Raw genomic sequence first — 12,683 nt, forward strand, 5'->3', positions numbered from 1 at the left:
GAGGCAGGCTCCCTGAACGGCGGCCCCGAGCCCCTTGGTCCACAAGTTAAATTTCGAGGTGGGCGGCCACTTTTTACCGAACGACACCCTTCAGGTGCCCTGCTACACCCCGCCATTGTGACAGCGGATTGATCTGCATCAAGTTCATCATGTTTCTGGGATATAGCTTTTGAGATCGATCACCTGATCGGCAGCCGCCAGTTCCGCGGCGCGGTGCGAGGCCGTGACAATCGCCGCGGCTGGCAGAAATTTCCTCACCCCCACCAAGACTTGTCTGGCGGCTTCCGGATCGAGCCCCTCGGTTGGCTCATCCAGAAGCAGCAGCTTCGGGCGGCGCAGCAACGCCCGCGCCAGCACCAGGCGGCGGGCCTGACCGCCCGAAAGACCGGACCCGCCCTCACCCAAAGGTGAACAGAGGCCGCCTCGCTCCGCGACCGTCTGCGCCAGATGCACTGCCTCCAGAGCGTCCATCGCCTCGGCCTCGCTCAGCCCGGGGCGGGCGAGCGCGAGATTCTCGAGGACCGTGCCAGACACCAATGCCGCGCGCTGCGGCACGAGGGTGAGTACCTGGCGCAGTTCTTTGTCGCGCCACGCGGTCAGGGGGCGGTCCAGCAACAGAACCTCACCCGCCGTCACAGGCTCCAATCCGGCGACAACGTCGAGCAGGGTCGATTTTCCGAGCCCCGAGGCGCCGCGAAGGGCGAGGGTCTCCCCCGCCCGCACCGACAGCGAAAGGTCGTGCAGCAGGAGCCGGGACCATCCAGGCCGCGCCAGAGAGAGGTGCCGCAAGGACAGAACCTGCTCCGAGGTTGTCGCCGCGGGGGCGGCGACGCGAGCCGTGGGGGAGAGAGACCGCACCGGCGGGTCGGCCAGAACCCGGCCCGCCGCGTCGCGCATCCGGCCGATCTCGGCCATGCCCCGGCGCAGCGGCAGGAGCGTCTCGCCAAGCGCCAGCGCCACGAAGACGCCGATGGCGGCAAGCGCCGGGTCGAGGTCGGTCTCGGCCACCAACCAGCCCGCCAGCGCGAAGACCCCAGCCGCGACCAACGTCACGATCGCCGAAAGCGCCTGCCCTGCCGCGGTGTCGATGCGATCGAGACGGTCCATGGCGTCGCGCGCCTCGGCCTCGGCCCGGTCCAGCCCTGCGCGCCAGAGCGGCAACGCCCCCTGCAGGATCGCCTCTCGCCGTCCGCGGAACAGGCCGATGGCGCGGCGGCGCAGGGCTTGCGAGGCCTCCTCGCCCCGCGCCGAGAGGCGCAGCGTCGCGCGCGCCACCCGCCAGAGCACCACGCCGCCGCCCAGCAGGTACCCCCCCGCGACCGAGAGCGCGATGCCATGCGAGGTCAGCGCCCAGAGCCCGAAGAACACCGCGACATGGGTCAGCAGCGCCGCGGCGATGGGCAGCGCCAGCCGCAGCACCACCCCGTCGAGCGCGTCCACGTCGGCGGTGATCCGGGTCAGTGCTGTGGCGCCCCGCAAGCGCCGCAGGTCGCTCACGGGAAAGCGCTCGAGCCGCCCGAGCAAGGTGACTCGCAGCGCCGCGAGGGCGCGCAGCGTGGCGTCATGGGTCAGCAGGCGCTCGCCATAGCGCGCCGCGGCCCGGCCAAGTGCCAGCCCGCGCACGCCCGCACTCGGCCGGAAGACGTCAAAGGCGATGCCCACCCCCGCGACACCCGCCATACCCGTCGCGGTGATGAACCACCCCGAGAGGCCGAGCAGCGCCGCGCCCATCAGCAGCACGAGCACCGCGAGCACCGCGCCGCGCCACATCGCAAAGGGATGCGCCCGCCACAGCAGGCGGAGGACCTGCCAGAGCTTCAGCATGGGGCGGGCTCCAAGTCGACGATCCGGTCCATGGCCCGGGCCAGCGCAGGGTCATGGGTGGCGACGATCACCGTGCGCCCTTCGTCGGAGAGCCCCTTCAGCAGCGCGATGATCGCGGCGCCGGTGCTGGCGTCGAGATCGGCGGTGGGCTCGTCGGCAAGGATGACATCGGCGCCACGGATGAGCGCGCGGGCCAGCAGCAGCCGCCGGGCCTCGCCACCCGAGACCCCCGCCCCGCTTTCGCCGAGGACCGTCTCCAGCCCCTCGGGAAGCGCCGCGACGAAGCGCTCGGCTCGGACCCGGCGCAGCGCCTCAAGAGGCACCTCGCCGTCCGGCTTGCCGGTCAAGAAGGCGCGTAGCGTGAGCTCGGGGATATGCACCAGCTGCGGCACATAGGCGATGCGTGCACGCCAGGCGTCGGCGATCGCGTGGTCGAGCGCCTGTCCGGCCACCCGCAGCTCACCCTGGCTCGGCACGAGCAGCCCCGCGATCAGGTCGAGTGCCGTGGATTTCCCAACCCCGCTGGGCCCGCGCAGCGCCAGCGAGCCGCCCGGCCCCACCTCGACGTCCGGCAACGCCACCGACTGCGCGCGCCGCCGGACCCGCACCCCGGTCAACGTCACCGTAGCAGGCCCGGCTAATGCCACGGCCTCCGCCCCCTGCCCCAGCACCGCGATCGCCTCCGAGGTGTGCAGCGCCGCAAGGTCGTCCGCCACCGCCTCGGCCGCCGCCTTGTCGTGCCACGCCGAGGCGAGATCGCGCAGAGGCTGGAAGAAGTCGGGTGCCAGGAGCAGCAAAAACAGCCCCTCGAACAGCGTCAGCTCCGGCCCGAAGAGCCCCCAGGTGCCGATCCCGATTTCCCCCAGCAGCGAGAAGCCGACGTAGACCGCCACCATGGCCACCCCGAGCGCCGAGAAGAGCTCGAGCACGGTCGAGGAGAGGAAGGCCACCCGTAGCACGGCCATGGTGCGCTCCCGAAGTGCCTCGGCGCGGACCTCGAACGCGGCGCGCGAAGCCTCGGCGGCGTTGAGAAGCAGCAGGTCCGGCAGCGCCGAGATTCGGTCGATCAGCAGCGTGTTCATCGCGCCCATCTCCACCATCTGCTTTCGGCTCGCGTCCTGCGCCGCCATGCCCACAAGCGCCATGAAGAGCGGGATCAGCGGCCCGGCGACCAGCAGCACCAGCCCCGCCGCCCAGGAGATCGGCAGGATCACCGTAAGGTAGAGCAACGGCAGCACCCGGGCGCGCGCCATGGCCGGGCGGAAGCGGGTGACCCAGGGGCCGAGCGCAGCCAGCTTCTCGGTCAGCAGGGCCGCGAGCGCCGCCGAGGACGTTTCGCCCACGCGCAGCGCCTCGCGATTCAGCAGTGCCTGCCTCTGAGCGTGCAGCGTCTCGTCGGCGGCGCGATAGGCCAGCCTTGCGGCCCGGCGCTCGGCCCAGCCGCGAAAGAGCCCAACCAGGGCGAAGGCGAGCGCCATCCAGAGCGTGCGCGAAAGCGGCGCACCCTCGGCCCAGCCAGCAATGCCCCAGGCCAGCGCGGCAGCCTGCGGCAGCCAGAGCACGGCAGCGAGCGCGGAGAGGCGCCCAGCCAGGTTCAGCTGGTGCCGCGCCTCGGCGCCGAGCAGGCTCTCGGCCCGCGACCGCTTTGGCTCAGGGCCTGAGGACATGGCGGCTCCGTGAGAAAATCCGTTTCTCGCTCAATGTGATAGATGATCCGCCGGGGTTTCAACCCCAAGCCACTCCACGCGTCACTCTGACGCCGTTTCCGCGGTCCGCTCCGCGGGCAACCCGGCAATACATGCGCGACTGCCGCGCCGGAGATTGCGCCGAAAGATTGCGCGTGCCACCTTGCTTGCAGCAGCCGGACAGGAGATTTCCCCTATGCCCCAGCCCCCTAACCGCGCAGGAGCCCGGACATGAGCGCGCTTGAAGACGTTCTGTCCGAGATCGATTCCGCCAATGCACAGGACCCGAACCGCGAAGGAGGCCAACCCGCCGCGCTGCTCTACGGCGAACGGATGAGCGCGGAGCTGGCCCGGCTTTTCCCCGAGGCCTCGGAGATGCTAAAGATCGCCGCGCGCGGCCAGCACGTCGAGCGCTGGCTGCTGCCCCGCGACTCCTATCCGATGGACCGCGCTGGCTACTTTGCCTGGCGCAAGGAGCAAGGCCGCCGCCACGGCGCGCGGCTCGCCGGGATGATGTCCAAGGCGGGTTTTGACACCGAGGCGCAAGAGCGCGTGGGTGTGCTGCTGCGCAAGGAGGGTATCAAGCGCGACGCCGAGGTGCAGGCCCTCGAGGACGTGATCTGCTTCACCTTCCTCAAGTGGTATTTCTCCCCCTTCGCCGAGGGGCGCGACGCCGAGGCGCTGCAGCGCATCGTCGAGAAGACCGCGCTAAAGATGTCGCCTGAGGGCCGCGCGCGGGTGCTGCAGGAGTTCGACCTGCCCGAGCCCTTCGCCGGGGCGTTCCGCGACTGAGCCGGGCAAAGTCCATCGAAAGAACCTGCCAGAGTTTACGAAAACACTTGCGGTGCTACGTGACGCCGCAGGACAGACTATCGAGACCTGATGACATGACCAGATCCGCCCTCATCGTCGCCCATGGCAGTCCCTCCGATCCCGATCCGCAGGAAGCGGCACTGAAGGATCTCGCGGCGCGCATCGGTGCTCTGCTGCCCGGTTGGCGCATCGGCGGCGCGACCCTGGCGAAGGAAGGGGCCTTCGACGCGGCGGTAGCCGACCTCGGGGCTCCCTGGATCTACCCCTATTTCATGGCACGCGGCTATTTCACCAAGAAGGTGCTCGCCGAACGTGCAGAGCCTCTGGGCCTGCGGGTGCTGGAGCCCTTCGGCACCGAGCCCGCGCTGGTGACCAGCGCCGCCCATGCGCTGCAGCGCGCGCTTGGCGACAAGGGCTGGCAGGCGGCAGAGACAACTCTGCTGGTCGCCGCGCATGGCAGCAACGTGTCGCGCACCAGTGCCGAGAGCGCGCGCGACTTTGCCGCCGCATTGGAGGCCGAGATCGGATTCGCCAAAGCGCGCGTCGGCTACGTGGAAGAGCCCCCCTACCTGAATGAGTCGGCCCGCGGACTCGGTCAGGCGATCTGCCTGCCGCAATTCGCGCTCAACGCCGGCCACATGCTGGAAGATGTTCCCGAGGCGCTGGCGGAGGCGGACTTCGCAGGCCCGGTGCTCCCCGCCTTCATCGACTGGCCAGAGATCCCCGAACTGATCGCGCAAAGCCTTGAAATGCAGGCTTCCTCCGCCTGACGTGAGGGGGCGCAAACACAAAAAGAAGGCCACCGCGACGCGGTGGCCTTCTTTTTTGCCGTCCCCCGGTGGGGAGTGGCGGACCGAGGAGGATTCGAACCCCCGACCCCTTGATTCGTAGTCAAGTACTCTATCCAGCTGAGCTATCGGTCCGTGAGGGCGGGGTTTAGAGTTTGTTCGGAGGATGCGCAAGAGAGATTTCGAAAAAACTTCCCATCTTACCCTAAGTCACCGTTAGGAAGGCGAATTTCGAAGCAGGTGCCGCCCTTGTCGGAGCGCAGCAGCTGCAGTTTCCCGCCGTGATTCCGCACAAGCTCGGCGACAATCGCCAAACCGAGTCCCGCCCCGCCCTTGCGCGCACCGCCCTGGAAGGGCTGGAACAGATGCTCGCGCGCTTTCGGCGGCAGGCCGGGGCCAGTGTCGGTGACCTCGATCACCCAGGCGTCCTCCTCGGCGCGGGCCGAGACGGCAATCTCGCCCTCCACCCCCGAGCCGGTGATCGCCTGCCGGGCGTTGCGCACGAGATTCGCGATGGCGCGGTAGATCTGCTCGGGATCGCCGCGAACCTGCATCGAGGCGGGAATGTCCTCCGACAGGCTCACCTCGTGCTCGCCGATCGCCAAGCGCTCGGCCTCGAGCACCTCGTTGACCAGTTCGGCGAGGTTGAACTGGGTGAGCATCGGCGCGGGCTCCTCGGCCTTGCCGAAGGCCAGCGTGGTCTCGCAGAGCGACACGGCGCGGGTGATCGAGCTGACCAGCTTGGGCGCCATGCGCTTCACCGCCGGGTCCTCGGACATCTCGATGCGGTCGGTGAACAGCTGCGCCGAGCTCAGGATGTTGCGCAGGTCGTGGCTGACCCGCGCCACGGCGCCGCCGAGTTGCGCCAGCCGCTCCTTCTGCCGCAGCGACTGCGAAAGCTGGGTCTCGAGCGATTTCAGCGCCTCCTCGGCTTCGCGAATCTCGCGCACGCTGGCGATGGGCTTGATGATCCGCCGTGCGTCCTCGGGATCCTCGGCGTAGCGCTGCATGTGGCCCACCACGCCCTTGATCGGCTTCACCAGCAGCACCCGCACCGCGAGGAAGAGCAGCAGCGCAGTGATCAGCGACAGCAGCGCCGAGACCAGCAGGACACCGAGGCCGAAGTCGATCATCGCGGTGCGCAGCGGGAGGCTGTCCATGGTGACCTCGATCAGCTCGCCGCCGTCGTCCTTTGGATAGCCCAGAACCCGGATCAGCCGCGGCTGGGTATCGACGAGCCGAAGCAGCGCGTCCTTCATCAGGATCAGCGGCCCCGCTTCGCGCAGGTCGTAGGTCTCGTCCACCGAGCCCGGCATCGGCGACGAGAGCGCCAGTTCGCGCCGCTCGTCGCGCTGCAGCACCACGTTGTAGACACCGGCGTTGTCCAGCAGTTCGGCCTCGAGCTCGGGAGCCAGTACATCGTCGGCCAGCAGCGCCAGAGAGGCGATCTGCGCGCGCTCGAGGTGGTCGGTGAGGAAATCCTGCCGGAATCGCGCCACCGAGGGCACGAAAATCAGCACTTCGGCCAGCATCACGAAAACAGTCGTGAGGACAAGAAAGCGGCCTGAGAGCGAGTTGAACATGAAGGGCGGTCTTGAGCTTTCAGGGGAGCAGGCGTTGAACTGTTCGTGTAACAGCCTTGACCGTGCGGTTTTCAAACAATCTGGGTGTGAAATAGGATCCGGCAACCCGTTTGTTAAGCTCCCCCAACGTCGGATAGGGCGCGACCATGCCCGCGATCTGCGCGATCTTCACCTTCGCCGAGATCGCAAGCGCCCATGTGGAGATAAGATCTCCAGCCTGCGCGCCGACAATCGTGGCCCCCACGGGCCGCCCCCTGTGCACAATGACCTTGGCGAGCCCGGCGGTCTCACGCTCGGCGATGGCGCGGTCGTTGTGCTGCAGCGCCTCGCGCAGCACCTCGGGCTTGTCGCCGTAGCGCTGCCGCGCTTCGACCTCGGTCAGGCCGACATGGGCAAGCTCGGGCCGCGTGTAGGTGGCGCGCGGGATGTGGTGGGCCGAGGCCTTGGCCGGCAGGCCGAAGAGCGCCGAGCGCAGGACGATGCCGGCGTGGTAGCCCGCGAGATGGGTGAACTGCAGCCCGCCCGCCGCGTCGCCAATGGCATAGACCCTGCGATTCGTCGTGCCCAGACCGGCGTCGACCTTGATGCCCGTCTTGGTCGTCTCGATCCCGGCCGCCTCCAGGCCGAGGCCCTCGGTGTTCGACCAACGCCCCGCTGCCACCAGCAGGTGCGAGCCGGTGAGGCTCTTGCCGCTGTCCAGTCGCAACTCTATGGCGCTGCCCTGCTGGCGCGCCGCCGTCACGGTTTCGCCCTCGAGAATCGTCACCCCCTCGCCGCGCAGGTGATCGAGCACGATGGCCGCCATTTCAGGGTCCTCGCGCCCGAGCGCCCGGGCCCCCTCGACCACGGTGACCTGCGCCCCGAGGCGGCGGAAGGCCTGCGCCATCTCCATGCCGATGGGGCCGCCGCCGAGAATCAACAGATGCGCGGGCAGCTCTTCCAGCTCCCACAGGGTCTCGTTGGTCATGTATCGAACGTCAGCCAGCCCCGGGACCGGCGGCACGGCGGGGGCCGAGCCGGTGGCAAGCACGATGCGGCGCGCGATGATGCGGTGGCGCCCTGCCTCGACCTCGCGCTCAGACACGAAGCGCGCCTGCGCACGGATCACCCGCACGCCCAGCCCTTCGAAACGCTCCTGCGAATCCACCGGGGCGATGCGGGCGATTGTCTCCTGCACATGCGCGCGGACGCGAGGCCAGTCGACCCGTGTCGGCGCAAGATCGACGCCGAATGCCCCCGACACCTCGGGCACATGGGCCTGCGCCGCGGCGGCGATCAGCGCCTTGGAGGGCACGCAGCCGTAGTTCAGGCAGTCCCCGCCCATCTCGCCGCGCTCGACCAGCACCACGCTGGCCCCCATCTGCACCGCGCCCGCGGCGACCGAGAGCCCGCCCGAGCCCGCACCAATGATCAGAAGGTCGGTCTTAATCGTTTCCATCGAACTGGTCCCTTGATCTCAGATACCCTTGCGCCCGCGCCAGGCTCTCAAAACGATGGGCAGCGCCGCCAGCGCGGCAAGCCCCAGCAGCGGGCCGATGACCTGCGGCGCCCAGAGCAGGCTCAGGTCCGGCGTCTCGCCCCGATCGAAGACCGAGCCGACTCCTACCCCGATCGAGGTGAAGACCAGCGCTCCCGGGATGATGCCCAAAGCGGTCGTCCAGGCGAAGTTCCAGAGCTTGACCCCCACCAGCGCGGGCAGCAGGTTCGCCACGAAGAAGGGCACCGCCGGCACCAGCCGCAGCAGCAGAAGCACGCTCACCTCGTTCTGCCGCAGCCCGTCGCGCAGCGCCCGGAGCTTGCCCTCGGACCCGTCGAGCTTGGCCGAAAGCACCCGCCCGAGCCCGGCACGCGCCGCGAGAAAGATGACGACAGCGCCAATGCTGGCCGACAGCATGTTCAGCGCTGTGCCCGGCACGAGGCCGAAAAGAAAACCGCCGGTCACCGAGGCGACGGCGGCCCCGGGCAGCGAGAAAGCCACGATGGCGACGTAGGCCGCCACGAATCCCCCGGCCACCGCCAGGTAGTTGCTGTCACGCAGCGCCAGCAGCGCCACCCGATTCTCGCGCAGCGTGTCGAAACTGATGTAATCGCGCAGCGTGAGTGCACCAGTCACCGCCACAATTGCTATGAGCGCCAGCGGCAGGTGCCGCAGGAGCCGCGCACGGGTCGGCGAAGGCGTGGGGTCCTGATCTGTCATCCCCCTAGAATGGCGTGTGGAATCGCCCGCGCACAGCCCTATCACGCGGCCTTGATCACGCCCTGCCCCTGCGGGCGATTTTGCGCCTCGAGCGCCGACGGCGCCAAGGCACACCGCGCGCCGCACCGGAATTCTTGCCTTCAGCCCCGGTTAGAGGTTTGACATGGGGGCCACTCCTGCCTATAGCACGGGCCTCGAATGACCCGGCCCGGCGAATCCGCTTAGGGCCTTCTGTGATGTAAGCTCTTGCTGCCAATCCACTGGCGCACCGGGCGGACGCCGCAGGCAGCAATGAGACCATGTAGACAGACCGGCCTCCCCCGAGGCCAGATCAGACGGAGAAGAGCGCGATGAAACGCACCTTTCAGCCTTCGAACCTCGTTCGCAAGCGCCGCCACGGCTTCCGCGCACGGATGGCCACCAAAGCTGGCCGCGCGATTCTGAACGCGCGCCGCGGCCGCGGCCGCAAGAAGCTCAGCGCCTGAGCCGCGCGCTCTGCCCATGGCGGAGCGTGTGCACAAGACACCGGCCAAGGCCGCTTCGGGACAGACCGAGGCGGCCTTTGCGCTTGGCGTGCGTGCGGATGCGGAACTCAGCAACCCCCAAGGCGATGCCCTGATGGGGACGGACACCCCGAAGCTCGAGGTCCTGCGCAAGCGCAGCGATTTCCTCGCGGCGGCGCGTGCCCGGCGACAGCCGGTGCCGTCCTTCCTGTTGCAGGCGCGCTATCGAGATGACGGCTCGGACCTTATCCGCGTGGGCTTCACCTGCTCGAAGAAGGTCGGCAATGCCGTCGCCCGCAACCGCGCCAAGCGCCGGCTGCGCGAGATCGCGCGCCTCGGTCTGCCAGAACTCGGCAAGCCGGGCTGGGATTACGTTCTGATCGGCCGCGCCGGCGCCACCGCCGAGCGCGAATTCACCGCGCTGCAGGGCGAGCTTGTGCAAGCGGTGCGGCAGATTCATGCGCCCCGGAAACCCCGGAAGCCGCAATCGTGAGCCCGCTCGCGCATATTGCCGCCCTGCCCGTCCGCGCCTATCGCCTGATCTTCTCGCCCTGGGTCGGCCATGGCTGCCGCTTTCAACCGACTTGCTCCGCCTACGCGCTGGAAGCGCTTGAAAGGCACGGGGCGGTCAAAGGCTGCTACCTGACGATCCGCCGCATCCTGCGCTGCCACCCGCTCGGCGGGTCCGGCATCGACAATGTCCCCGATTGAGGCCACTCATGTTCGACGACGCCGACGACATCCACCCGCTGTTCTACGGCGCCCCCAAGAGCACCGAGTTCAAGAAGCTGCGCAAGCGCATCGTGCAGAACACGCGCGAGGCCGTCGAGCAATACGGCATGATCGAGCGCCGCGAGGATGGCAGCCTGCCAAAGTGGCTGGTCTGCCTCTCGGGCGGCAAGGACAGCTACACGCTGCTCGCGGTGCTACACGAGCTGAAGTGGCGCGGCCTGCTGCCCGTGGACATCCTCGCCTGCAACCTTGACCAGGGCCAGCCGGGCTTTCCCGCGACGGTGCTTCCCGAATTCCTCGAGAAGATGGGCGTGCCGCACCGGATCGAGTATCAGGACACCTACTCGATCGTCATGGACAAGGTCCCGCAGGGCCGCACCTATTGCGCGCTCTGCTCGCGCCTGCGCCGCGGCAACCTTTACCGCATCGCCCGCGAGGAGGGCTGCTCTGCGGTCGTGCTCGGCCACCACCGCGACGACATCCTCGAAACCTTCTTCATGAACCTCTTCCACGGCGGGCGCCTCGCGACCATGCCGCCGAAGCTGGTCAACGAGGAGGGCGACCTCTTCGTCTACCGTCCGCTGGCGCATGTGTCCGAGGCCGATTGCGAGAAATTCGCCCGCGCGATGAACTACCCGATCATCCCCTGCGACCTCTGCGGCTCGCAGGACGGTCTGCAGCGTCAGCAGGTGAAGCAAATCCTCGATGGTTGGGAAAAGAACTCGCCCGGCCGCCGGCAGGTGATGTTCAAGGCGCTGACCAACGTCCGCCCCTCGCACATGATGGATTCCAAGCTCTTCGACTTCGCCGGGCTGATGCGCGACATGACCAAGCGCGCGCCGGATGCCGACGACGGGATTCCCGACCTGCGTTAAGCCTCGCCTCACCCCTTTGCGCTAAAAGTGGTCCCGTCTCTGACGACGCAGGGGGCGCATCATGCCGCCGGATCACGCACATAGGTCATCTTTCCGCCTGGGCGCGGCGCGGGCGCGTGGGGTACTGCACCGCTGGATGCTCGGGCCGCACATGCTGGCCTTCCTCCCCGCCATCTCTCTCGCCGGGTTCTGGCTCGGCGGGGAAGTCCTGCTGCTGGCACTGGCCCTGACCATTCCGCTGATCTACGGGCTTCTGCTCACCGGCGACTCTGCGGCCGCGCTCGGCTCCGCCCGCGGCGGCGGCGACCTCGTCAGCATGGCCATGGCCCAGGAGCTTGCCGAACACAGCTTCGAGCGCGCCCGCGCCGCGGAAACGCACACCGCCTGCCTACTTTTCGAAGCCGAGGGGCTGGAGGCCATCTCGCGACGCATGGGCGAGGATGTGGCGGAAACCCTGCGGGCTCTGTTCCTCCACCGCCTGCGCGAGACGCTGCGCCCTGAGGACAGCGCGATGCGCATCGGCGACTCGCGTTTCATGGCGCTGATCGCCCCCGGCCTCCGCCTCGATCTCGAGACCCTGCTCGCCCTCGCCGACCGGCTTCAGCACGCGCTGGAAGAGCCCGCCACCACCGACACGGGCGTGCATTACCTTTCGGTCGCCGTAGGTTTCTGCGGCTCCTCGCGGCTGCGCAAGGGCGCCGGGGGCTCCGACATGCTCGACTGCGCCCAGGCCGCGCTGCGCGAGGCGATGGACAATGCCCCCTCCGCCATCCGCCCCTGGAGCGAGGGGATGCGCGCTGAGCGCCGCGCGCGCACTGCCCTGCTTTCGGAGGTCGAAACCGCCCTGGCCAAGGGGCAGATCCAGCCGTGGTACCAGCCCCAGCTCTGCACCTCGACCGGCGAGATCAGCGGTGTCGAGGCGCTGGTGCGCTGGCTGCACCCGCAGCATGGCATCGTGCCGCCCGCCCGGTTTCTCGACGCGCTGCAGGAGTCGGGCCGCATGGAACAGCTCAGCGACGCGGTGCTGCACCACAGCCTGACAGCGCTGCGCGGCTGGGATCAGGACGGGCTGCGCATTCCCCGCGTCAGCATCAACTTCTCCGAGGTCGAACTGCGAAACCCGCGGCTCGTGGACCGGCTGAAATGGGATCTCGACCGCTTCGGCCTGCCCGCGGCCCGGCTTGGAGTCGAGGTGCTCGAAACGGTGATCGCCGAAAGCTCGGACGGCATCATCGCGCGCAATATCTCCGCCCTGGCGCGGATCGGCTGCCGCATCGATCTGGACGATTTCGGCACCGGCCACGCCTCGATCGGGGCGCTGCGCCGGGTCACCGTGCACCGGCTGAAAATCGACCGCAGCTTCGTCACCCGCATCGACCGGAGCGAGGACCAGCGGCGCATGCTCGCGGCGATTCTCGGGCTGGCCGACCGTCTGGGTCTGGAAACGGTGGCCGAGGGCGTCGAAAGCAGCGGCGAACACGCGCTTCTGGCCCAGCTCGGCTGCGACCACGCACAGGGATTCGGAATCGCCCGCCCCATGCCTGCGCCGCAACTCGCCGATTGGGCGCGCGCACACGCGCAGCGCATCGCGGCCGCGCAAAGGCTCGGGCGCAGCAACGGCTGACCTGCAGCGCCGCCCCATCTGACCGCCGCGAGGACCCCGGACCCGCCCAGATCGACGTC

The 12,683-nt window shown here is 68.7% G+C and carries 12 protein-coding genes and 1 tRNA gene; 7 read left to right on the plus strand and 6 right to left on the minus strand.

Annotation, left to right across the window (positions count from 1 at the left end; genetic code table 11):
• Positions 1 to 147: 147 nt before the first annotated feature.
• On the minus strand, positions 148 to 1,824 hold the full coding sequence (locus CEW88_RS12185; RefSeq protein ID WP_108967147.1) for an amino acid ABC transporter ATP-binding/permease protein: 1,677 nt from the start codon (positions 1,822 to 1,824) through the stop codon (positions 148 to 150).
• Complete coding sequence (gene cydD, locus CEW88_RS12190) at positions 1,818 to 3,491, minus strand: thiol reductant ABC exporter subunit CydD (RefSeq protein ID WP_108967149.1); 1,674 nt, start codon at positions 3,489 to 3,491, stop codon at positions 1,818 to 1,820. Before cydD ends, CEW88_RS12185 begins: the two co-directional genes overlap by 7 nt.
• A 249-nt stretch (positions 3,492 to 3,740) precedes the next feature.
• On the opposite strand from cydD, the gene CEW88_RS12195 reads away from it, so the two are divergent.
• Together CEW88_RS12195 and CEW88_RS12200 are read left to right on the plus strand one after the other, a co-directional pair.
• Positions 3,741 to 4,301, plus strand: coding sequence for a DUF4202 domain-containing protein (locus tag CEW88_RS12195; protein ID WP_108967151.1), 561 nt, complete (start codon positions 3,741 to 3,743; stop codon positions 4,299 to 4,301).
• A gap of 95 nt (positions 4,302 to 4,396) precedes the next feature.
• Complete coding sequence (locus CEW88_RS12200; RefSeq protein ID WP_108967153.1) at positions 4,397 to 5,092, plus strand: CbiX/SirB N-terminal domain-containing protein; 696 nt, start codon at positions 4,397 to 4,399, stop codon at positions 5,090 to 5,092.
• A gap of 76 nt (positions 5,093 to 5,168) precedes the next feature.
• Here CEW88_RS12200 and CEW88_RS12205 read toward each other — a convergent pair.
• From CEW88_RS12205 to CEW88_RS12220, 4 genes are all read right to left on the minus strand, one after another.
• A tRNA-Arg gene (locus CEW88_RS12205) sits at positions 5,169 to 5,245 on the minus strand.
• Positions 5,246 to 5,310: 65 nt separating this feature from the next.
• Positions 5,311 to 6,693 carry a sensor histidine kinase gene (locus CEW88_RS12210; protein WP_108967155.1) on the minus strand — a complete coding sequence of 461 codons (1,383 nt, stop codon included), beginning with the start codon at positions 6,691 to 6,693 and terminating at the stop codon, positions 5,311 to 5,313.
• 19 nt (positions 6,694 to 6,712) lie between these two features.
• Positions 6,713 to 8,131: a dihydrolipoyl dehydrogenase family protein gene (locus tag CEW88_RS12215; RefSeq protein ID WP_108967156.1), complete on the minus strand. Its 1,419-nt coding sequence runs from the start codon at positions 8,129 to 8,131 to the stop codon at positions 6,713 to 6,715.
• A gap of 18 nt (positions 8,132 to 8,149) precedes the next feature.
• Complete coding sequence (locus CEW88_RS12220) at positions 8,150 to 8,890, minus strand: TVP38/TMEM64 family protein (RefSeq protein WP_108967158.1); 741 nt, start codon at positions 8,888 to 8,890, stop codon at positions 8,150 to 8,152.
• A gap of 350 nt (positions 8,891 to 9,240) precedes the next feature.
• On the opposite strand from CEW88_RS12220, the gene rpmH reads away from it, so the two are divergent.
• From rpmH to CEW88_RS12245, 5 genes are all read left to right on the plus strand, one after another.
• Positions 9,241 to 9,375 (plus strand): 50S ribosomal protein L34, encoded by a 135-nt coding sequence (gene rpmH, locus CEW88_RS12225; RefSeq protein WP_066102660.1) that lies wholly within the window; start codon positions 9,241 to 9,243, stop codon positions 9,373 to 9,375.
• A 133-nt stretch (positions 9,376 to 9,508) separates the two neighbouring features.
• A complete protein-coding gene (gene rnpA, locus CEW88_RS12230) occupies positions 9,509 to 9,886 on the plus strand; it encodes a ribonuclease P protein component (RefSeq protein ID WP_108967806.1) in 378 nt (125 codons plus the stop codon).
• Complete coding sequence (gene yidD / locus CEW88_RS12235; RefSeq protein ID WP_108967159.1) at positions 9,883 to 10,104, plus strand: membrane protein insertion efficiency factor YidD; 222 nt, start codon at positions 9,883 to 9,885, stop codon at positions 10,102 to 10,104. The genes rnpA and yidD overlap by 4 nt, the downstream gene beginning before the upstream one ends.
• An 8-nt stretch (positions 10,105 to 10,112) precedes the next feature.
• Positions 10,113 to 11,000, plus strand: coding sequence for a tRNA 2-thiocytidine(32) synthetase TtcA (gene ttcA, locus CEW88_RS12240; RefSeq protein ID WP_108967161.1), 888 nt, complete (start codon positions 10,113 to 10,115; stop codon positions 10,998 to 11,000).
• A gap of 61 nt (positions 11,001 to 11,061) precedes the next feature.
• Positions 11,062 to 12,624: a putative bifunctional diguanylate cyclase/phosphodiesterase gene (locus CEW88_RS12245; protein WP_254694401.1), complete on the plus strand. Its 1,563-nt coding sequence runs from the start codon at positions 11,062 to 11,064 to the stop codon at positions 12,622 to 12,624.
• Positions 12,625 to 12,683 lie beyond the last annotated feature (59 nt).

It is taken from the genome of Alloyangia pacifica (genome assembly GCF_003111685.1).
Taxonomy (GTDB): domain Bacteria; phylum Pseudomonadota; class Alphaproteobacteria; order Rhodobacterales; family Rhodobacteraceae; genus Salipiger; species Salipiger pacificus_A.